This is a genomic window from Pseudonocardia sp. NPDC046786 (assembly GCF_040645415.1).
In the GTDB taxonomy this organism is placed as follows: domain Bacteria; phylum Actinomycetota; class Actinomycetes; order Mycobacteriales; family Pseudonocardiaceae; genus Pseudonocardia; species Pseudonocardia kongjuensis.
This window is the reverse complement of sequence record NZ_JBEYYF010000017.1, coordinates 67,523-86,829: the sequence shown is the minus strand read 5'-3', so window position 1 is coordinate 86,829 and position 19,307 is coordinate 67,523. Positions and strand designations below refer to the sequence as shown.

General features: G+C 74.3%; 24 protein-coding genes and 1 tRNA gene. 11 read left to right on the top strand and 14 right to left on the bottom strand.

Annotation, left to right across the window (positions count from 1 at the left end):
- The first annotated feature begins 101 nt into the window (after positions 1 to 101).
- From ABZ881_RS20720 to ABZ881_RS20705, 4 genes are all read left to right on the top strand, one after another.
- Complete coding sequence (locus tag ABZ881_RS20720; RefSeq protein WP_358486786.1) at positions 102 to 2,042, top strand: dTMP kinase; 1,941 nt, start codon at positions 102 to 104, stop codon at positions 2,040 to 2,042.
- Complete coding sequence (locus ABZ881_RS20715) at positions 2,039 to 3,190, top strand: DNA polymerase III subunit delta' (RefSeq protein WP_358486783.1); 1,152 nt, start codon at positions 2,039 to 2,041, stop codon at positions 3,188 to 3,190. Before ABZ881_RS20720 ends, ABZ881_RS20715 begins: the two co-directional genes overlap by 4 nt.
- Positions 3,183 to 3,719: a 2'-5' RNA ligase family protein gene (locus ABZ881_RS20710; RefSeq protein ID WP_358486782.1), complete on the top strand. Its 537-nt coding sequence runs from the start codon at positions 3,183 to 3,185 to the stop codon at positions 3,717 to 3,719. The genes ABZ881_RS20715 and ABZ881_RS20710 overlap by 8 nt, the downstream gene beginning before the upstream one ends.
- A 52-nt stretch (positions 3,720 to 3,771) precedes the next feature.
- Positions 3,772 to 3,845 (top strand) — tRNA-Thr (locus ABZ881_RS20705).
- Between the two features lie 119 nt (positions 3,846 to 3,964).
- Here the strand turns inward: ABZ881_RS20705 and ABZ881_RS20700 are convergent.
- The 6 genes from ABZ881_RS20700 to ABZ881_RS20675 form a co-directional block, all read right to left on the bottom strand.
- Positions 3,965 to 4,621 (bottom strand): class I SAM-dependent methyltransferase, encoded by a 657-nt coding sequence (locus ABZ881_RS20700; RefSeq protein WP_358486779.1) that lies wholly within the window; start codon positions 4,619 to 4,621, stop codon positions 3,965 to 3,967.
- A 122-nt stretch (positions 4,622 to 4,743) separates the two neighbouring features.
- Positions 4,744 to 5,763: a type II CAAX endopeptidase family protein gene (locus ABZ881_RS20695; protein WP_358486777.1), complete on the bottom strand. Its 1,020-nt coding sequence runs from the start codon at positions 5,761 to 5,763 to the stop codon at positions 4,744 to 4,746.
- Positions 5,760 to 6,368 carry a DUF3887 domain-containing protein gene (locus tag ABZ881_RS20690; protein ID WP_358486776.1) on the bottom strand — a complete coding sequence of 203 codons (609 nt, stop codon included), beginning with the start codon at positions 6,366 to 6,368 and terminating at the stop codon, positions 5,760 to 5,762. The genes ABZ881_RS20695 and ABZ881_RS20690 overlap by 4 nt, the downstream gene beginning before the upstream one ends.
- Before the next feature lie 70 nt (positions 6,369 to 6,438).
- A complete protein-coding gene (locus ABZ881_RS20685; protein ID WP_358486773.1) occupies positions 6,439 to 6,939 on the bottom strand; it encodes a methylated-DNA--[protein]-cysteine S-methyltransferase in 501 nt (166 codons plus the stop codon).
- A gap of 346 nt (positions 6,940 to 7,285) precedes the next feature.
- Entirely contained in the window at positions 7,286 to 8,053 is a 768-nt protein-coding gene (locus ABZ881_RS20680) for a methylated-DNA--[protein]-cysteine S-methyltransferase (protein ID WP_358486771.1), read from the bottom strand.
- A complete protein-coding gene (locus ABZ881_RS20675; protein ID WP_358486769.1) occupies positions 8,050 to 8,208 on the bottom strand; it encodes a sigma factor-like helix-turn-helix DNA-binding protein in 159 nt (52 codons plus the stop codon). Before ABZ881_RS20675 ends, ABZ881_RS20680 begins: the two co-directional genes overlap by 4 nt.
- Positions 8,209 to 8,264: 56 nt before the next feature.
- Between ABZ881_RS20675 and ABZ881_RS20670 the strand changes: the two genes are divergently transcribed.
- A complete protein-coding gene (locus ABZ881_RS20670; protein WP_358486767.1) occupies positions 8,265 to 8,396 on the top strand; it encodes a hypothetical protein in 132 nt (43 codons plus the stop codon).
- A gap of 61 nt (positions 8,397 to 8,457) precedes the next feature.
- Here ABZ881_RS20670 and ABZ881_RS20665 read toward each other — a convergent pair whose 3' ends face one another.
- The 4 genes from ABZ881_RS20665 to ABZ881_RS20650 form a co-directional block, all read right to left on the bottom strand.
- Entirely contained in the window at positions 8,458 to 9,210 is a 753-nt protein-coding gene (locus tag ABZ881_RS20665; protein ID WP_344021652.1) for an amino acid ABC transporter ATP-binding protein, read from the bottom strand.
- A complete protein-coding gene (locus ABZ881_RS20660) occupies positions 9,207 to 9,875 on the bottom strand; it encodes an amino acid ABC transporter permease (protein ID WP_358486764.1) in 669 nt (222 codons plus the stop codon). Before ABZ881_RS20660 ends, ABZ881_RS20665 begins: the two co-directional genes overlap by 4 nt.
- Positions 9,876 to 10,637, bottom strand: a complete 762-nt coding sequence (locus ABZ881_RS20655; RefSeq protein ID WP_358486762.1) for an amino acid ABC transporter substrate-binding protein — start codon at positions 10,635 to 10,637, stop codon at positions 9,876 to 9,878. It abuts the gene before it with no gap.
- A 156-nt stretch (positions 10,638 to 10,793) separates the two neighbouring features.
- Positions 10,794 to 11,795, bottom strand: coding sequence for a PHB depolymerase family esterase (locus tag ABZ881_RS20650; RefSeq protein ID WP_358486760.1), 1,002 nt, complete (start codon positions 11,793 to 11,795; stop codon positions 10,794 to 10,796).
- 228 nt (positions 11,796 to 12,023) lie between these two features.
- Between ABZ881_RS20650 and ABZ881_RS20645 the strand changes: the two genes are divergently transcribed.
- Both ABZ881_RS20645 and ABZ881_RS20640 read left to right on the top strand, forming a co-directional pair.
- Entirely contained in the window at positions 12,024 to 12,713 is a 690-nt protein-coding gene (locus ABZ881_RS20645; RefSeq protein ID WP_358486756.1) for a DUF1345 domain-containing protein, read from the top strand.
- Between the two features lie 135 nt (positions 12,714 to 12,848).
- A complete protein-coding gene (locus ABZ881_RS20640) occupies positions 12,849 to 13,139 on the top strand; it encodes a hypothetical protein (RefSeq protein ID WP_358486753.1) in 291 nt (96 codons plus the stop codon).
- Between the two features lie 15 nt (positions 13,140 to 13,154).
- Here ABZ881_RS20640 and ABZ881_RS20635 read toward each other — a convergent pair whose 3' ends face one another.
- Complete coding sequence (locus ABZ881_RS20635) at positions 13,155 to 13,898, bottom strand: BTAD domain-containing putative transcriptional regulator (RefSeq protein ID WP_358486751.1); 744 nt, start codon at positions 13,896 to 13,898, stop codon at positions 13,155 to 13,157.
- Between the two features lie 127 nt (positions 13,899 to 14,025).
- On the opposite strand from ABZ881_RS20635, the gene ABZ881_RS20630 reads away from it, so the two are divergent.
- Entirely contained in the window at positions 14,026 to 14,187 is a 162-nt protein-coding gene (locus ABZ881_RS20630; RefSeq protein WP_358486750.1) for a DUF1059 domain-containing protein, read from the top strand.
- A gap of 7 nt (positions 14,188 to 14,194) precedes the next feature.
- Here the strand turns inward: ABZ881_RS20630 and ABZ881_RS20625 are convergent, their stop codons facing one another.
- Complete coding sequence (locus ABZ881_RS20625) at positions 14,195 to 14,842, bottom strand: TetR/AcrR family transcriptional regulator (RefSeq protein WP_358486748.1); 648 nt, start codon at positions 14,840 to 14,842, stop codon at positions 14,195 to 14,197.
- 70 nt (positions 14,843 to 14,912) lie between these two features.
- On the opposite strand from ABZ881_RS20625, the gene ABZ881_RS20620 reads away from it, so the two are divergent.
- Together ABZ881_RS20620 and ABZ881_RS20615 are read left to right on the top strand one after the other, a co-directional pair.
- Positions 14,913 to 16,262: an MFS transporter gene (locus ABZ881_RS20620; protein ID WP_358486746.1), complete on the top strand. Its 1,350-nt coding sequence runs from the start codon at positions 14,913 to 14,915 to the stop codon at positions 16,260 to 16,262.
- 87 nt (positions 16,263 to 16,349) lie between these two features.
- Positions 16,350 to 16,925, top strand: coding sequence for a DUF4232 domain-containing protein (locus tag ABZ881_RS20615; RefSeq protein ID WP_358486743.1), 576 nt, complete (start codon positions 16,350 to 16,352; stop codon positions 16,923 to 16,925).
- A 243-nt stretch (positions 16,926 to 17,168) separates the two neighbouring features.
- Here ABZ881_RS20615 and ABZ881_RS20610 read toward each other — a convergent pair whose 3' ends face one another.
- Together ABZ881_RS20610 and ABZ881_RS20605 are read right to left on the bottom strand one after the other, a co-directional pair.
- Positions 17,169 to 17,780, bottom strand: coding sequence for a hypothetical protein (locus ABZ881_RS20610; RefSeq protein WP_358486742.1), 612 nt, complete (start codon positions 17,778 to 17,780; stop codon positions 17,169 to 17,171).
- Between the two features lie 83 nt (positions 17,781 to 17,863).
- Positions 17,864 to 18,487 (bottom strand): LysE family translocator, encoded by a 624-nt coding sequence (locus tag ABZ881_RS20605; protein WP_358486740.1) that lies wholly within the window; start codon positions 18,485 to 18,487, stop codon positions 17,864 to 17,866.
- 106 nt (positions 18,488 to 18,593) lie between these two features.
- On the opposite strand from ABZ881_RS20605, the gene ABZ881_RS20600 reads away from it, so the two are divergent.
- Positions 18,594 to 19,046, top strand: coding sequence for an Lrp/AsnC family transcriptional regulator (locus ABZ881_RS20600; RefSeq protein ID WP_358486737.1), 453 nt, complete (start codon positions 18,594 to 18,596; stop codon positions 19,044 to 19,046).
- Positions 19,047 to 19,307 lie beyond the last annotated feature (261 nt).

The window sequence follows — 19,307 nt, the reverse complement described above, 5'->3', positions numbered from 1 at the left end:
GACTGCCGCCGTCCGCACGGTCGCGATCCGTGAGGAGGTGAGCCGCGATCGTCACGTCCGCGTCGCCGCAGCCCGCCTCCACCGCGCACCGGGTGTCGTCGGTGCTGGCCATCCCCGCGTTCCGCAGGCTGTGGTCGGTCACCGCGCTCACCTCGACCGGCGAGTGGATGTCGCTGCTGGCGCTCACCTCGCTCGCCACCCATCTCACCGCGGGCGCCGGTTACACCGCGCAGAGCTTCGCGCTGGGCGGTGTCGTCGCGACGAAGCTGATCCCGTCGCTGCTGTTCGGGCCGCTGGCCGGGGTGCTGGCCGACCGGTTCGACCGGCGCAAGGTGATGGTCACCTGCGACCTGCTGAAGTTCGGACTGCTGATCTCGATCCCGTTCGTCGGGTCGCTGTGGTGGCTGCTCGTGGTCACCCTGCTGATCGAGCTGTGCACCATGTTCTGGATCCCGGCGAAGGACGCGGCGGTCCCCAACCTGCTGCGCCGACCGGACCAGATGGAGGCCGCCGCCCAGCTCGGCCTGGTCGTCACCTACGGCGTCGCGGTGCTCGCGGGTGCCGGGCTGTTCGCGCTGGTCAGCAAGCTCGCCCCGCTGATCGACGCCGACCCGGCGACGGCCGTCCACATCGCGCTGTTCGTCAACTCGTTCGCCTTCCTGATCTCCGCGCTGGTCGTGTTCTTCCGGATCCGCGAGGTGTCCGGGCGGCCGGGCGCCGCGGACCGCAGGCAGGCGCCGCCGTCGATGCTGTTCCTGCTCCGCGACGGCTTCCGGTTCGTGATCGACACCCCGCTGGTGCGCGGCCTGGTCATCGGCATCGTCGGCGCCTTCACCGCGGGCGGCGCGGTGATCGCCACCGCGAAGCTCTACGCGTCCAGCCTCGGCGGCGGCGACGCCGCCTACTCGGTGTTGTTCGGGTCGGTCTTCGCCGGACTGGCGATCGGGATGGGGATCGGCCCGCGACTGGCCCAGCGGCTGCCGCACAACCGGCTGTTCGGCACCGCGATCGTTGCGGCCGGGCTGTCGCTCGTCGTCGTCGCGGTGGCCGTGCACCTGTTCATGGCGATCGCCGCGGTGATGTTCGTCGGCGCCTTCGCCGGGATCGCGTTCCTCACCGGCCTCACGATCATCGGCACCCAGGTCGCGGACGGGATCCGCGGCCGGATCAACGCCTTCGTCCAGTCGCTGGTGCGGCTGGTGCTGCTCGGCTCGATGTCGCTGGTCCCGATCGTCGTCGGCCTCGTCGCGACCCGGCCGATCACGATCGGCGGGACCGAGTTCCTGGTCGACGGCACCCGGTTCGTGCTGGCGGGCGGCGGCCTCGTCGCCGCCGTGGTCGGCACCATCGCCTACCGGCAGATGGACGATCGCGGGTTCGAGCCGCTGGTCAGGGACCTGGTCTCGGCGCTGCGCTCCGGCGAGCGGCGGACCGGCGCCGGCGTCCTGATTGCGATCGAGGGCGCGACGCCGCAGGACACCGTCGACCAGGCCGGCCGGCTCGCGGGCGCGCTGCGCCGGCTGGGGTACGACGTCGTCGAACCCGGTCACCAGGAGCGCGCCGGAGGTCCGGCCGATCTCGAGGGACTGCGCGCGCGGGCACTCGCCGCCGCCGCGGTCCGGGCCGACCTGGTGGAACGTGTGGTGCGGCCGTCGCTCGCCGCCGGCGCCGTCGTCATCGTGGACCGGTTCGTGGCCGGCCCGCTCGCCCGGTTCGGGGTCGCCGCCGAGCAGACCGGCACCGGGCCGGACGACGGCGAGCTGGAGAGCCTCGCCCGGTGGGCGACCGGCGGCCTGCGTCCCGACCTGACGGTGCTGCTCGACCGGGCGCCGCAGTCCCGCGCGGAGCCCGGGGTGGCCGGGATCGAGCACGCCCGGGTGCAGCGGCTGCTGGCCCGGGCGCTGGCCCCCGAGCCGGGCCGGCACGTGGTCGTCGACGCCGACGGCGACCCCGACGAGGTCGCCGCCCGGGTCGGCGACGGTGTGCTGCCGCTGCTGCCGGCCGCACCCGGCGTCGTCGTGGCGCCGGAGGGGGCGTCGTGAGCGTCTGGGCCGACGTCGTCGGGCAGCCCGCCGCCGTCGCCGAGCTGGGCGGTGCCGCGTCCGATCCCACCGCGATGACCCACGCCTGGCTGTTCACCGGGCCCCCCGGGTCCGGCCGCTCGAACGCGGCGCGGGCTTTCGCGGCCGCGCTGCAGTGCCCGTACCAGGGCTGCGGCGAGTGCGCGGCCTGCCGGACCGTGCTGGCCGGCACGCACTCCGACGTGCGCGAGATCGTCCCCGAGGGTCTGTCGATCTCGGTCGCCGAGATGCGCTCGCTGGTGCAGCTCGCGGCCCGCAGGCCGGCCACCGGGCGCTGGCAGATCGTGATCATCGCCGACGCCGACCGGCTCACCGAGGGCGCGTCGAACGCGCTGCTCAAGGCGGTCGAGGAACCGGCGCCGGAGACGGTGTTCCTGCTGTGCGCACCGTCCGACCATCCGGACGACGTCCCGGTCACCATCCGCTCCCGCTGCCGGCTGGTGCACCTGCGCAGCCCGTCCCCGGAGGCCGTCGCCGGCGTGCTGCGCGACCGCGACGGGATCGATCCCGAGCAGGCGCAGTGGGCCGCGTCGGTGTGCGGGGGGCACGTCGGCCGGGCCCGCCGCCTGGCCCGCGACGCCCAGGCCCGCGCCCGGCGGGAGGAGATCCTCGGTGTGCCGACGAAGCTGCGCCGGCTCGGCGACGCGTTCTTCCACACCGAGGTGCTGATCCGCTCCGCGGAGGGCGAGGCCGAGGAGCTGCGCTCCTCCCGGGACGACGCGGAGCGCGAGGAGCTGGCCGTCGCCATGGGTGCCGGCGGGAGCGGCAAGGGCGCCGCCGCGGCCGCCCGGTCGGCGAAGGCGGCCGAGCGCGACCTGGAGAAACGGCAGAAGAGCCGCGCCACCCGCACGCAGCGCGACGCCCTGGACCGGGCGCTGGTCGACCTGGCCGGCTTCTACCGGGACACGATCGTCGTGGCGTGCGGCGCGCAGGTCGCACTGACCAACCCGGACCGGGACCGCGAGGTGCGGCTCGCCGCGGCCGAGTGGGGGGCGGAGTCGTCGCTGCGCAGGCTGGAGGCGGTGCTGGCCTGCCGGGAGGCGCTCGAACAGAACGTCAAGCCGCGGATCGCGGTCGAGGCGATGATGACCGCGCTGCACCGTGGATGACCGGCCGCTGATCCTCACCGCCCTGCTCGACGAGCCCACCCGCCGTCACCTCGACGGGCTCCGCACCCGGCACTTCCCGCCCGAGCGCCTGCTGGTCGGGGCGCACCTCACCCTGTTCCACGCGCTGCCCGCGCCGACGCTGTCCGATGTGGTCGCCGATGTCGCCGTCGCCACCGCGCGGGCACCGGTGACCGCGCGGGTGTCCGGGATCCGCTCGCTCGGCCGCGGCGTCGCGTACACACTGGACTCGCCGGAGCTGCTCGCCCTGCGCCGGTCCCTCGCCGTCCGCTGGCACGAGCACCTGACCGGGCAGGACGCCGGCAAGTCCGACCTGCACGTGACCGTGCAGAACAAGGTGACCCCGGAGCGGGCCCGGGCACTGCACGCGTCGCTCACCGCGGGCTTCACGCCGTGGGACGCGACGGTGACCGGGCTGGCGCTGTGGCGCTACGACGGCGGGCCGTGGGAGGCCGGTCCGCGGTTCCCGTTCGCCGGCGGACCGGTACCGGACGCCGGGGGCGCCGGGTGACGGGGGCTGCGCGGGAGGCTCGTGGGCGGTCGCTACACTTGACGTGCAGCACGCCGCCTTAGCTCAGACGGCCAGAGCAACGCACTCGTAATGCGTAGGTCGCGGGTTCGATTCCCGCAGGCGGCTCCGAGAGTCCCCTGGTAGTTCGGCTACCGAGGGCTTTTTCATGTAGTGGCTCGCCGCGCTGCGCGCCTGCGGGCGAGCCACCCCGACGGCGCCCGCACGCTCCGCGAGCCCGGTACCGGCTAGCGAGCTTCCTGGCGCATCAACAGGTAGCCGGCCGGGGGCTTGCCCGGGGCGGGCGGAGCGATGCGCATGCGCCCGAGCTCGCGGAAGCCACGGACGCGCACCAGATCGCTGAGCACGTCCAGGTTCCACAGGTAGGCGGGAGAAGCCTTGTGGTCGTACGGGACCCAGCCGTCGGCGCCCGCGGTGTCGGTGACCTGCACGCCTACGAGGAGCGGCCCGCCCGGCTCGATCGCTCGGGCGAACCCGGCCAGGATCCGGGGCAGGAGCTCCGGCGGCGTGTGGATCAGCGAGAAGCCGGCCAGGATGCCGGCGATCGACTGGTCCGGTGCCTTCAGCTCGAGCATGGAGCCGACCTCGTAGCGCAGGTCGGGGCGACGTCGATGGGCGATCGTGATCATGGCCGGCGACAGATCGATCCCGTGGGCCCGGACACCGGCCCGATCGAGGTGGTCGGTCCACTGGCCGGGTCCACAACCGGCATCGAGCACGTCGTTCTCCGACCCACCCGCGCGGACGAGATGAGCGAAGGTGTCGACCATCGCTGTGCAGAAGGCGTCGGTGACGAGATCGCCCCTCCGCACCATCTCGTCGTAGATCTCGGCGACGGCGTCGTAGTCCCGACGCGTCCGATCGAATGCCTCCGGCTCGCCCATGTGGCGGACGATAGGCACGGGCACCGACACTTCCGCGCCGCCCGGCCCACGAGCGAGCGCACGGCTCGGGTGGTGATCAACGGCGGCTACCGGCGGATCGCTCCGTCCGGCGGATCCGGTGCTCACCGGACCGTGCGGTGCCGACCGCCGGATCGGCTCGACAGCGCTCGGCCCTCGGACCGCTCGGCCACCGGCGCGAACCGCCCGGTGGCGACGAGCAGGACGATCACGACCAGCGGGACGATCCACCCGCTCCAGCCGAGGACGGTCGCCTGCGTGGTGTCCACGGGGACCCCGGCCATCGCGAACAGCAGGAACGACACGGCCGTCGCGTTGAACGCGGAGTGCGCCAGCGCCGCGGGCCACACCGATCCGGACCGCAGCCGCAGCCAGCCGAAGATCGCACCCACCACGGTGCACATCCCGATCATGGAGAGCACGCCCAGCCAGCTCGGAGCGTCCGGGTAGTTGTAGCCGAGCAGGAGGACCGGGGCGTGCCAGGTGCCCCAGACGACGCCGGAGATCAGGATCGCCGGGACGGCGCCGAGCGGCATCAGCTTCGGCAGTAGCCATCCCCGCCATCCGATCTCCTCGCCCAGCGCCGGGAGGACGCCGAGGACGGCGGCGAGCGGCACCAGGGCGAGCTGGGTGGCGACGATCACGCCGACCGACTCGGGCACCAGGCCCGGGCCGACCTGGGCCGCCAGAGTCTCCCGGAAGGCGGAGAAGCCGGTGAAGTCGGCCGGGTACACCCCGAGCAGCGCGCCGACCGGGAGCGCGACGAGGACGAGCGCCATGGCCACCGCGATGCCCGCCGCGATGTAGCCGAACAGTCTCCCGAACGGTCGCAGCGGCCACAGTCCGAGGGCCCGCCACCGGTGCGCCGGCCGTTCCACGAGGAACACGACGACGAGGGCGGCGATCGCCGGGGTCGTCATCATGACCGCGGCCACGAGCGTGAACGAGGGCTCGGCGAGCCCGTCGCCGAGCCAGAGCGGGAGCGTGACGAGCCAGGCGAGCCCGAACGCCACGACGAGGAACACGAGGATCGACCGCAGGTCGATCCCGGCCGCGCGGCCGGCGACCCCGGTCGCGGACGGGGCCGCGGCCGGGTTCGCGCCGCCGGTGGACGTCGTGGTCACGACGCGTCCGCGGGGAGGATGTACAGGCCGGCGATGGTGTGGTCGTCGCGGTAGCTGATGCGGGCGGTGTAGTCGCCGGCCTCCATCGTGAGCCGGGTGTCGGTGACGGTCAGGTCGCCGGCCCGCGAGACCTCGGGCTCGCCGTGCGCCTCGAAGGCTCCGGACAGGCCGATGATCTGTGCCCAGGCGGCGGCGAGCGCGTCCTCCGACAGGCCCTCGCGCATGGTCGGGTCGAACTGCGCGGTGACGCGCGACCAGCGGCCGGCGGCCAGGTCCTCGACCGTCGTGGTGGCGAGATCGGTGGCGCCGGCGAGGGGGGTGGTGTTCATGGGTTCTCCGGTTCTGGGGTCGATCGGTTTCCCGTAGCGCTGGAAGGCGGCCTGGCGGCTCACACCGAGTGCGTCGCCGATGACCTGCCAGGTCGCGCCGGCCCGTCGCGCCTCGTGCACGACGGCACGCACCACGTCGTCGGCGGCGGACCGGACGGCCAGCGCCCGCTGGACGGCGCCCGCCCAGTCCTCGTCGGCGGTGAGCACGCGGGCGGCGAGGAGTGCGTCGGCCCGGCCGCGCAGGGCCCGGACGGCTTCTGTCAGGTTCTCCTTCACAATGTAAACGCTACATTGACTTCGTCAACCTGTCACGCGGCGCGTCCGCGATCGGGCAACCGAAGGTGCGTTACCGGGGGCTCCCGCTGAGGCCGCCGGGGACGGGCAGGCCGCCGGCGTAGCCGGTGAGCGCCCCGGTGACCGACACGGTCCGGTGGCACGGGACGACGACCAGGACCGGATTGCGCGCGCAGGCCGCCCCGGCCCGGCGCGGACCGTCCTCGGTCAGGCCCGCGGCGCGGGCGAGCTCCCGGTAGCTGCGGGTGCGCCCGTAGCCGGTCGCGCACAGCTCGTCGAGCACCCGGCGGTGCTCCGGCTCGACGCCGGACAGGTCGACCGGCACCTCGAACGTGCTGCGGAGACCGGTCAGGTACTCGCCGAGCTCGGCGACGGCCTGCTCCAGCAGCGCGTGCTCGGCGCTGCCGGGCCCGGGCCGCTGATCGTGCACGGCCGCGGCGGGGCGGCCCAGGCGCAGACGGGTCCGGCCCTGCGGGGAGGCGGAGAGGGTGACCGGTCCCAGGCTGGTGTCGCGGACGACGGTGCGGCGGGCGGCGGTGGCCGGGATCGACATGACGGGGTGCTCCTGTCGCTGTGCGGGTGTGCGGCTGTCACGGTGCAGACCCCCGGACGGCGTCGTCGGTTGCACCGGGGAACGCGGCCGGGTCGGGCGCTCTCCGGTCCGCACTGCTGCTTGCAGGCGGCGAAGCGGTGCGGCGACCGCGGTGGCCGCGTCGGCGAAGAAGACCGGTGCCTCAGGTAGCGGCCGCGGGCGATGGCCCGGTTCGCGGACGGGCAGTCCAGGCGCCCGCAGAGCCGCTGCCGCCGGTGTCCGCCCAGGGTGCCGGGCCCCGGAGCGGGGTACGGGCGGCCGTCGGCGCCGAGCAGGGTCCACCGGCGGCTGCTCGGCTGTCACGTCGTCAGGCGGCGGCCGGCCGGCAAATGCGGCACGGCCGGTAGCCGGCCCGGCGGGCGTCGTCGAGGGTGCGGAAGCCGTGCCGGTGCGCCGGGGTGATCCGGCGGGCGTCGCGGCAGGTCGGGGAGCAGACGATCCCGGTGGTGTCGCTGGCCAGGAAGTGCACACCCGCCCGGGTCAGCGACGCCAGCTCGGTGAGATCGGCGCCCTCGGCGGTGAGCAGCTCCGCCTTGCGGTCCGGGCCGAACATGTAGTCGCCGAGCGCGCCGTCGGCGCGGACGACCCGGTGACAGGGCACGAGCAGCGGCAGCGGGTTGCGGGCCAGCACGGTGCCGGCCGCGCGGACCGCACCGGGGTGCCCGGCCTCCCGGGCGACCCAGGAGTACGGGCGGACCTGCCCGGCCGGGATCCGCCGGGTCGCGGCGAGCATCGCCCGCTCGAACGGGCTCCCGGCGGCCAGGTCCAGCTCGGACTGTGCCCCGGCGGCGCCGCGCAGCGCGGGGCCGATCCCCGCGGGCAGCCGCCGGGCCGCGCGCAGCGGCCGGGCGAACCGGCTGCGGTACTCGGCGGCGAACGTGGCGTCGTCGGTGCCGGCGACCGGACGCACGAACTGCGCACCGTCGGCGGCGAACGCGACCCGGACGTCGCCGAGCCGGCTGGGGGCGCTCGTCCACCGGGTGAACACCAGGTCGTCGAAGCCGGCCGGGGCGGTCGCACCGAGCCCGGTGAGTGCGGCGAACAGCGGGTCGGTGGTCGGGGTCGGCGGGGTCATGAGTGGGGTCTCCCCTCGAGGGGACGGGGGCGTGCGGCCATGACCGCGCGCAGGCCGGTGAGCCCGCGGGACACGTGCGACTTCGCGGTGCCCTCCGCGCAGCCGATCACCTGGGCGATCTCGGCGGTCGGCAGTCCCTGGACGTGCCGGAGCACGACCGCGCGGTCCGCTGCACCTCCGGCAGCGCACCGAGTGCGACGCCGAGCGCGCGTTGCAGCTCACCGCGCTCGGCCAGCTCGGCCGGGCCCGGTTGCGTGCGGTGTTGCGCAGGATCGTGAGCAGCCACGGGCGCACCCGCAGCGCCCGGATCCGCTCCGCCGGGTACCCGCAGAGCGCCCGGTAGGCGCGCAGCAGGGCGTCGGCGGCGAGGTCCTCGCCGCCGCCGGTCCGGTTGCGGGCGGCCGCTAGATCGGGTCCAGGATGCGGGCAAGGAACTGCCGGGTACGGGCCTGCCCGGGCTCCACCAGCACCTGCGCCGGCGGCCCGGACTCGGCGACCACCCCACCGTCGACGAACAGCACCTGGTCGGCGACCTGCTGGGCGAACCGGATCTCGTGGGTCACGATCACCATCGTCCAGCCGCCGGCCGCCAGGTCCTTGATCACCCGCAGGACGTCCCCGACGAGCTCGGGATCCAGCGCCGAGGTGGGCTCGTCGAACAGCATCAGCTGCGGTTCCAGGGCGAGCGCCCGGGCGATCCCGACGCGCTGCTGCTGGCCGCCGGAGAGCTGGTACGGGTACTGGTCGGCCTTCTCGGCCAGGCCCACCTGGTCGAGCAGCCGCCGGGCGTCGGCGACCGCCTGCTCGCGCGGGCGCTTCTGGACGACGATCGGGCCCTCGACGACGTTCTGCAGCACCGTGCGGTGCGGGAACAGGTTGTGCGCCTGGAAGACCATCGCGCTCTGGGCGCGGAAGCGGGCCAGTGTCGCCCGGTCCACCGGGCCGCCGAAGTCGACGGTGACGTCGCCGATGCCGATCACCCCGGCGTCCGGCCGGTCGAGCGCGTTCAGCGAGCGCAGCACCGTCGTCTTGCCCGACCCGGACGGCCCGATCACCGCGGTGACGGACCCGGCCGGCACGTCGAACGAGATGTCGCGCAGCACCTCCAGCGTCCCGAAGGACTTCCGCAGGCCCCGCACGGTCAGCAGGTCGCTCATCGCGCCACGTACCTCTCCAGCCGTGTCTCCACCCGTACCTGCACCGAGGACAGCAGCAGGCAGAGCACCCAGTAGTACACCGCGGCGACGCCGTAGAGGGCGAAGAAGTCGAACGTCGGCGCCGCCGCCAGCTGCGCCACCCGCAGCAGCTCGGTGACCAGGATGGTCGAGGCCAGCGAGGTGTCCTTGACCAGCGAGATCAGCGTGTTCGACAGCGGGGGGACGGCGGTCCGCGCGGCCTGCGGGAGGATCACCCGGCGCAGCGTGGTGGTGTACCCCATGCCGATGGTCTGCGCGGCCTCCCACTGTCCCTTCGGGATGCTGAGGATCGCCGCCCGGATCACCTCGGCCGCGTAGCCGCCGACGTTCAGGCTGAACGCGACGATCGCCGACGGGAACGGGTCGATCACCAGTCCGAACTGCGGCAGCGCGTAGAAGACGATGAACAGCTGCACCAGCAGCGGCGTGCCGCGGATGATCGAGATGTAGACCCGGGCGAGCCAGGACAGCGGCGCGATCGACGAGATCCGGGCCAGCGCCAGCAACAGTGCCAGTACGAGACCGATGACGAAGCTGATCGCGGTGAGCGGGATGGTCATGGTGACCGTCGCCCGCAGCATCGGCCACAGGTTGCGGCCGATCAGCTCCCAGGTGGCGGGATCCACCTACCGGCCGCTGACGTCGGCGCCGAAGTACTTCTCGGACAGCTGGGCCAGCGTGCCCTCGGCCCGCAGCTCGGCCAGTGCGCGGTCGACGTCGGCGATCAGCCCGCTGTCCTTGCGGGCGGCGAACGCCTGCTCGCTGGTGTCGCCGGTGGTGCCGGCGACCTTCACCCCGGTGTCGCCGGTGGTCTGCGCGTACTCGCCGACGGCGAGGGTGTCGTTGACGGTGGCGTCGACCCGGCCGTCCTTGAGCAGCTGCACGGCCTGCACGAAGCCCTCGACGGCCTCGACGTTCGCGCCGGCCTCGCGGGCGACGTCGGCCCAGTTGCTGGTCGCGGACTGCGCGGTGGTGCGTCCCTGCAGGTCGGCGAGGGTGCTGATGGTGGTGTCGTCGGCGCGGGTGACGATCACGCCCTCGGACACGGTGTACGGGGTGGACAGGTCGTAGCGGGCCTGCCGCTCCTCGTTGATCGTGACCTGGTTGGCGACCAGATCGATGCGCTGGGACTCCAGCGCGGCGAAGATCGAGTCCCACGGGGTCTGGACGAACTCGACCTCGCGGCCGAGCTTGGCGCCGACGGCGCGGGCGACCTCGACGTCGTAGCCGGTGAGCTCGCCGTCCGGGCCCTGGAAGCTGAACGGGCTGTAGGTGCCCTCGGTGCCGATCCGCAGGGTGTCCGAGCTGTCGGAGCCACCGCTGCTGCAGCCGGCGAGAACGGTGAACGCCAGTAGGGCGGCTGCGATGGCCAGGAACGTGCGGCGCACGGGGGTCTCCTTCTCCGGGGTGACGGGAGGACGGTCTGCGACACCCCCGCAAGATCGAGGGAACACTAGGCCGGACGGTCCAGGCGGTTCAACGTGCGGAGCCGAGCCGTTCATCCACGGGGACGGAGGCCGATGGTGTGCGGACAGCCTGCCGCATCACCGCAGCGGCCGCTCCGACGCGAACTCCCAGACGATCGTCGACAGGTCGGGCCCGGCCCGGTCGGTGAACGTCCCGGACGCCCGCGGCCCGGACCAGGTGTGCCCCATGCCCTCGACCAGGTAGGAGTCGATCGTCGCCTGGCCGGGGACCCGGTGGGTGGTGCGGGTGTAGGGGTGCGCACCGGGCGGTTCGACGCGTTCGACGGCGTGCGGCGTGGTGTCGGCGTCCGGCCGGCCGGTCGCGACGAGCGCGCCGAGCACCAGCCACTGGTGCACCAGCCGTTCGGCCATGATCGGCGGCACGACGTCGTCCAGCTCGCCCTGCACGACGATCAGCGGGACCTGGCGGGCCCGCGGCCCCATCGCCGCCAGCGCGAGCTGCGCGGTGTCGACCGGCGAGACGCCGTCCAGGTCGTGCTCGGCCCGGTGGAAGCGGTACTCGCCGCCCGCCACCGAGGTGACGGTCGCGAACAGGTCGGGGTACGTGGCGCCGAGGATCACCGCGGTCCCGGCACCGGACGACGCGCCGGACACGTGCACCCGGGCGGGATCCGCGCCGTACTCCTCGATCACCTGGCGGACGGCCCCGGCGAGCAGCTCCGGCTCGCCGCGGTCGCGGTCCTGGTGCTCGGGCGACAACGAGTTCCAGCAGAGGAACCCGTTGCGCAGCAACGACTGGGTCGGGTAGACGACGAGGAAGCCCTCCCGGTCGGCGAGTTCGTCGAACCGGGTCATCGACTTCATCGAGTTCAGTCCGTAGCCGGTCATGCCGCAGCCGTGTACCGCCACCATCACCGGCATCGGCCGGTCCGGGCGCCAGGACGGCGGGACGTGCACCTGGTACGCCAGGTGCCCCTCGGACGAGGAGTAGCTGCCGATGCGGTCGGTCCCCGCGCCCGGGTCCCGGGCCGCGGCGGAACCGGCCGTGACGAGCCCGGCCAGCACCAGCGCCGCGGCGAGCGTCGCCACCAGCCGGCGCCCGGACCGGCGCGCGCTCACAGCCGCGTCCGTTCCGTCGGGTCCCGGTCCACTGTGATCGCTGCACACACGGTACTCGCCCCTCTCCGTCGTCGGTCCCAGTAGAGGCCGTGCCGCAGCGGCACGGTCAATGCCGGACGGGCCGGACGACCCGTCCGGTGCGGAGATCCGCGACACAGGGGCTAGCGTTCCCTCCGGACGCGCCCCGGCCGCAGCGGGCACCCGGGCCGACCGGAGGAGGGCTGCGCGATGCCGGAGGGAACGGCCCGGTTCTGGCTGCCCGAGTGGCGCCGGTCCGGTGCGAGCTCGGTCCTTGCCGTGCTCGGCGGGATCGCGACCGTCGTGATCCTCCGGACGCAGGACACGACCCTCGCCGTCATCGACGGCTGGGTGGTGGTCCTGCTCATCTACCTGAGCGCCTACCTGGTGCTGACGATCACCGCCTTCGTGTCGGCGACGCCGGCCCAGATCCACGGCTGGGCGCGCCGGGAGAGCCGCGGGACCGTCCTGGAACGCTGGGTGCTGGGCACCGCCCCCGGCCCGGGTGTCTCGATCTTCATCGTGGCGACCGCGCTGGCCGTGGCGGTGCTGTGGCTGCCCGGCCACGGCGGCGGCAGCCTGCCCGACGGGGCCCGGATCGCGGTGGCGGTCGCCCTCATCGTGGTCGGGTGGGTGTGTGTGCTCGTCTCGTTCGCGGTCGCGTTCCACGCGGACGACCTCGTCGAGGATCGGGCCGCCCTGCGGTTCCCCGGCGGCGGCGTGCCCCAGTGGGCGGACTACGTGTACTTCGCGGTGTCGGTGATGACGACGTTCGGCACCACCGACGTCACCGTGCTCTCCCGCGAGATGCGCCGGACCGTCACGGCGAACGCGGTGATCGCGTTCGTCTTCAACACGGTGACGATCGCCGCGACCGTCTCCGCGCTGGCCTCCGGCTGACCACCCGGCTCGTCATCAGAGTTGATGAGCTGGGGAAACACGCCGGGGGCCGTACTCGACAGGACGTCTGAACAGCCCATACGGGTTCGTCCGGACGGTGGAGGTCGGGGAGTGGACAGGTCGGCCGGGGAGCCGATGGACCGACTGGAGCACGAGGAGCGGCTCCGGTTCCAGGCGTGGCAACGGCACCGCCACAGCGACCGGCACGCCGTCGCGGCGGCCCAGACGCCACCCGAGATGCCCGGCACGTCGAACTGCCGGCGGGCCCTCGTCGTCACCGGGCTGGCGCTCGCCGCCCTGCTCGCCACCCTCGCCCTGTCGGCGGTGGACGACACGATCGCCGGGGGCGACGGCATCCGGCCGGCGTCCGCGGAGTTCGGAGCCCGGCCGTGGGACACCGCCGAGGTCCGCCACGGCCCGGGGTGACGGCGGGCCGCCCCGCTACCCGGTGTCGCGCAGCAGCGCGCGGTGCAGCGCGGCGGCCTCCGGGCCGGGCGAGACGCCGAGCTCGTCGCGCAGGGTCCGCTGCAGCCGCGCGAAGACGGCCAGCGCGGCGGCCCGGTCGCCCTGGGCGTCGAGCGCCCGCATCAGCAGCAGGTGACCGCGCTCGGCCAGCGGATCGGCCGCGACCAGCCGGCGCGCGCAGCGCTCGGCGCCGGTCAGCTCGGCGCCGCCCAGCCGCAGGCACGCCTCGGCGTAGCAGGTCATGGCCCGGTCGTGGGCCGGCCGGAGCTCGGCCCGCCGCTGCTGGACCCACTCGTCGTCGAACCCGGGCAGGAACTCGCGCTGGGTGACGAACACGGCGCTCAGCGCCTGCGCCCACGCCCGCCGCCAGTCGCCGCGGCCCGCCGCGGACTCGGCGTCGTGCAGGGCGGCCGCCGCCCGGTCGGAGTCGACGGACGCGCCGGACGGCAGCACCAGCCGCAGCCCGGACCGGCCGCGGATCTCGGCGGGGGCGAGCGCGCCGCGGGTCTTCGACAGCACCGAGTCGAACACCCGTGGCGCGCCGGGGTCCGGGACGCCGGGCCGCCACAGCACCTCGATCAGCGCGGACCGGTCGACCGCCGCCGACCGGTGGGCAGCCAGGTAGGCCACCAGCAGGCGGCCCCGCCGTCCGGGCAGCCGCGCATCGACCGGACGGCCGTCGTGCTCGACGACGAAGGCCCCATGCAGCTGGATCCGCACCGTGTCATGGTGACAAGGTCGCTGCCACGTCGCGACAACGTCGCCACAACGACCTCCAGGACCCTTCGGATATCCACAGTTCGACGGACGGGGCGCGATCCCGTCCCTGCCCGCAGGGGAGTCCGCCATGCTCCATCAGGTCAGCTGCGAGTGCGGCTACGAGGTCCGCGACGGCGACGAGCAGGTGCTGGTCCGCCGGGTCCAGCAGCACGTCCGGGAGAACCATCCCGAGCTCGTCGACCAGGTGACGCCGGAGGTGATCCGGGGCTGGGTCGAGCTGGTCCCGTAGCGGCGGCTCAGCGAGCGGGCGCGTAGGCCCGGAGGAACGCGTCCACGCCGAGCGCCACCGCCGAGGCGACGAGGTCCTCGTCGGCCTCGGCGGATCCGCCCGCCGTCAGCTCGGGGAGCTGGGACTGGGTGAGCGCGATGAAGTGCTGGGCGGCGACGTCGGCGTCGTCGATGTCGAGCAGCCCGGCGTTGCCGAGCCGGGCGAGCCGCCCGGCGAGCGCCTCCCGGATCGGCCCGAACCCGGCCCGGCGGACCTCCTCGAACACGGCCGGATCGCGCCGGCTCTCGGCGAGGACCAGCCGGGACAGCGACGCGGCGCACCCGTCGCGCTGACAGCGGGTGAGCGCGACGCCGAGCTCGTGCAGGCCGGTCCGGAACCGGTCGGGATGCAGGTCGAGCGCGATGACGTGCCGGTAGGAGACCTCGTTCACCTGCCGGGCGACGTCGGCCATGGTCTCCCGGAACAGCTGCTCCTTGCCGCCGAAGTAGGAGTAGACGGTCGGCTTCGAGACACCGGCGGCCCCGGCGATCGCGTCCACGCTCGCCCGCTCGTAGCCCGCCTCGCCGAACACGGGTGCGGCGGCGTCGAGGATGGCGCGCCGCTTGTCGCGCTTGCGCGCCGTCGGCGCGTCCCCGATGTCCGTCGTCGTGCCCACGACCCGAGCCTAGCAACGCACTACCCGGATGGCGTTGAACTTTACTACACCGTTTAGTAGATTCACATGCATGACAACCGAGTCGGCGTGGGTCGCCGGTGCACCGGGGACGCGCCGGGTCCTCGCCTCGATGGCGCTCGCCGCGTTCATGGCCGTCCTCACCGGGACCACCGTCACCTCCACGCTGGGTGCGCTCGGCGCCGAGCTGGGTGCGCCGATCTCCGGCATCGTCTGGGTCACCGTCGTCTACCTGGTGGCCGCGTCCGCCTCGGTCCCGCTGGTCGGCTGGCTGTCCGCGCGCTGGGGCCCGGCCCGGCTGCTGCAGGCCGCGCTGGTCGGCTTCGCGCTGAGCTCGCTGCTGTGCGGGTTCGCCTGGGACCTGCCGAGCCTGGTCGTCTTCCGGGCGGTGCAGGGCCTGTCCGGCGGGTTGCTGGAGCCGGCCGCGATCGCGGTGGTCGGCATGGTGGCACCCGCCGACAGCCTCGGCCGGGTGATGGGGCTGGTCTCGCTGGTGATCAACGTCGGCCCGGTGGCCGGCCCGCTGATCGGTGGCGCGCTGGTCGGGGCGGGCGCGTGGCCGTGGATCTTCTGGCTGAACGTCCCGCTCGCCGGGCTGGTGGCGCTCGGGGCCTGGCGGCTGGTGCCGGGCACGCGCTCGACCGGCGAGCGGGCCGCTGTCGACGTCCGCGGGCTGCTCCTGCTGCCACCGGGGTTCGTGCTGCTGCTGCTCGGGCTGAACCGGGCCGGTGCGGGCAGCGGGGCGGTGACCGTCGGCGTCTGCGTCGTGCTCGGGCTCGCGCTGCTGGCCGGCTACGCCCGGCACGCGCTGCTCGCGCCCGCCCCGCTGCTGGACGTGCGGCTGCTGCGGATCCCGTCGTTCGCGGCGGCGCTCGGCGTGATGAGCGCGGTCGGCCTGGTGATGTACACCCAGCTCACCGTGCTCCCGGCGCTCGATCCGGCTGGCCGGGCGTGCCCGGTGGCCGTGCTCGGGCTGGGCCTGATGATCTCGATGACGCTGTCCGGGCGGGTCAGCGACCGCACCGGGCCGCGGATCCTGGTCCGCGGCGGGGCGCTGGTCACCGCGGCCACCGCGGTCCTCGTCCTGGCCGGGCACGGCCGCTGGCCGGCCGGCGCGGTGCTCGGCGTGGTGTTCCTGCTCGGGCTGGGCTTCGGCGCGGTCGCCGCACCGACCTTCGCCGGGCTGTACCGGGTGCTCCCCCGGGAGTCGATCGCGCAGGGCACCGCGGCGCTGTTCATCGTCGTCCAGCTGTTCGCCTCGGCCGGGGTGACGCTGGTCGGGTTCCTGACCGCGGCCTCGGCCGATCCGGTCGGCACCGCCTACGCGGTGGTCGCGGTCGCCGCGCTGACGGTCGCCGGGGCGGCGCGGCTGCTGCCCGGGCGGCCGGTCCCCGTGCCGTGATCAGGGCCGGATCCGGCACCACCACGGACGGGTGCTCGTTGCCGCTCCGCCGCGCGGATGCCCCGTTCCGGGCGACAGGGTGTCCACATGCGAACCACACGCGCACCGTTCGTGGCCGGCCTGCTCGCCGCCGGTCTGCTGCTCGCCGGCTGTGGCGGGGACCCGGCGCCGTCGGCGACCGGGGAGATGGCCGCGCCGCCGGAGCAGGCGGCGCCGGACGAGCCGGCCGGATCGGCGGACCAGGCCACCGCGGCAGCCCCCTGCACCGATGCGAGCCTCACCGCCACCGTCAACGAGCCCACCGGTGAGGGGCAGCAGCGGACGATCCTGTCCTGGCGGAACACCTCCGACCAGCCGTGCACGATGACCGGTTTCGGCGGCGTCGACCTGCGCGGACCGGACGACCCGACGTTCGGGCCGTCGTACTCGCTGCCACGCTCGGCGGAGGAGCCGTCCGCGATCACGCTGCAGCCCGGCGGCACCGGGATCACCACGATCACCACGCTGTCCGGCGGGGACTGGACGCCCACCGAGGTCGTGGTCACCGCGCCGGACGAGACGACGTCGCAGACGGTGCCGTGGCGTGGCGGGCCGGTGCAGCGTCAGGACGGGGCGACCCGGCCGGGCTCCTTCATCGGGCCGGTGGAGCAGGGCTCGGTCTGAGCTCCGGGCCGGACGACGACCCATCGGGTTGCCGAGGAGGCGGCCAGCCGGGTGATCCGGTTGAACGCCTCCTCCGGCCCGGACTCGAGCAATCCGGCGGTCCGCACCGCGTCGAGCCGGCTCCGCGTGTCGATCCCGAACCGTTGCACCTGTGTCCCTGATCGTCTCGTGCGGGCGCCGCAAGTTACAGAGCCGCGCGCCCCGACCACCAGACCCGCCGGGGCGACTCGCCGCCCGGCCGGATCAGCAGTCCGGGTCGTGGTTGTCCCTGCCCTGCATGCACGGCTCGCCGTCGCTGTTCCGCGGACCGTCGGTGCGTCCGTCGAAGTAGCCGTACTCCGGTGACCACGGGCGCCCCTCGGTCGGACCGGTGTGGGTCGGCACCCCCGGTCCGGCGGAGGGCGCCACCGGGCAGCCCAGCTCGCCGGGCATGCAGGCGGTCGCACCACGGTCGACCCAGTACGGCCAGGTCCCGCAGGCGGCGACGTAGTCGCTGGGGTCACCCGCACCGCGCGCGTTCCACCAGGCCGGGTCGTCGCACCGGTCGGCCGGAGCAACGTCCACCGGCTCCGGTTCGTCGGCCCGCAGCGGGAACCCGGGGACGACGCGTGCCGGGACGGGCGGTGCCGGGACGAGCTCGGCGACCGTCGCCCCGGGCACGACCACGGGCGCCCCGGCCGCCTGCACCCGCGGTGCCGCCGTGGCGAGCGACAGCGACCCGGCGACGACGGTCGCGGCGATGAGCAGCGCAGCCAGGACGCCGACGAGGACGGCGCGCTGCTCGGAGGCCCGTGCCGACGGTGTGCGTTCATCGCTGCGGTCCCCGCTCGGTCCGGGCCGCCCGACACGACCCACCTGCGGCGTACATCGCGGCGACCGGAGCAGCGTCAGGCGTCCGATCGGGCGCTCATCGGATCGGATGACGGCGCGGTCCGCGCTCACAGGGCGAGCTGCCCCACGAGCAACCCGGCCCCCGTCGCGACCATCGCCCCACCGGACACCCGGGACACCGTCCGCGTCCAGGACGGCCGGGCCGCGAGCACCCGGCGGGCGCCGATCCCGACCGCCAGGTACACGACGCCGCAGCAGGCCACGTGCACCGCGCCGAGCACCAGGATCTGCCCGGCGACCGGCCAGTCGCCGGCCGGATCGGTGAACCGGGGCATCAGGGTCAGGAACAGCAGCAGCGCCTTCGGGTTCAGCCCGCTGGTCCCGGCACCCTTCGCGGCCGCCCGCAACCGGCCGCCGGTCCCGGTGGCGGTGTCGAGGCCGGTGCCGGTGCCGGCCGGACGGGCCAGGCCGGTCGCGCCGAGCCAGATCAGGTAGCCGGCGCCGATCCCGGTGAGCACGGTCAGCGTGGCCGGGGAGCCCGCGACCAGCGCGGCGATCCCGGCGGCGACCGCCCCGGTCAGTGCCAGGTGCCCGGTGAGCAGCCCGGCGACCGCCGGCAGGATGGTCCGCTGCCCCAGCCCGGCGCCGATCACGTACGCCCAGTCCGCCCCGGGGGTGAGCACCAGCAGCAGCGACAACCCCCAGAACGCGACGACCGCGTCCACCGCCATGTCCGTCTCCCCCCGCTCGTTCCGTCCGGGAAACGCTATGGCGGAACCGCCGGAAGGTGTTTCCAAGCTTGCGCGGATCGGTCCTGCATGAGGGAAGATTCGGGCTGTGGACGCGATCGACCGGAAGATTCTTGCCGAGGTACAGCGGGACGGCCGGATCACCATCACCGAACTGGCAGAGCGGGTCCGGCTCAGCGTGTCGCCGTGCCACCGGCGGCTGCGCGCGTTGGAGGAGTCCGGCGCGATCGCCGGCTACCGGGCGCATCTCGATCCCGGCGTGCTCGGCCTGGGCTTCGACTCGCTGGTCTTCGTCACCATGCGCGACGCCGACCGGGTCACCGTCACCGCCTTCGAGGCGGCGGTCGCCGGCATCGACAACGTCGTGCAGGCGCAGCGGCTGTTCGGCGATCCCGACTACCTGCTGCGGGTGATCACCCGGGACCTGTCGGCGTTCCAGCAGCTCTACGACGACCGGCTCGCCGCGCTGCCCGGCGTGCAGCGGCTCAGCTCGACCCTGGTGATGAAGAGCATCGTCGAGGACCGGCCGCTGCCGGTGTAAGCGCCGCTTCACACCCTTGCGCATCACTGACCGGGCCTCGCCGCCGGCGGGCGTGCGCGGCTAGCGTTCGTCACACGGGTTCGACGACCGGAGGGATGTGGCCGTGTTCATCGGAGTTCTGCGCCGGCACATCGACCTCGGCCGCGTCTGCTCGGCGGGCTGTCGCCCCCACTCCCGCTGACTCCGGCGCCCGACCCGCGACGCCCCCCTCGACGATCACTGACCTGCGCGCACGACGTGCCGCGCGGGCGGGAAGCGAGC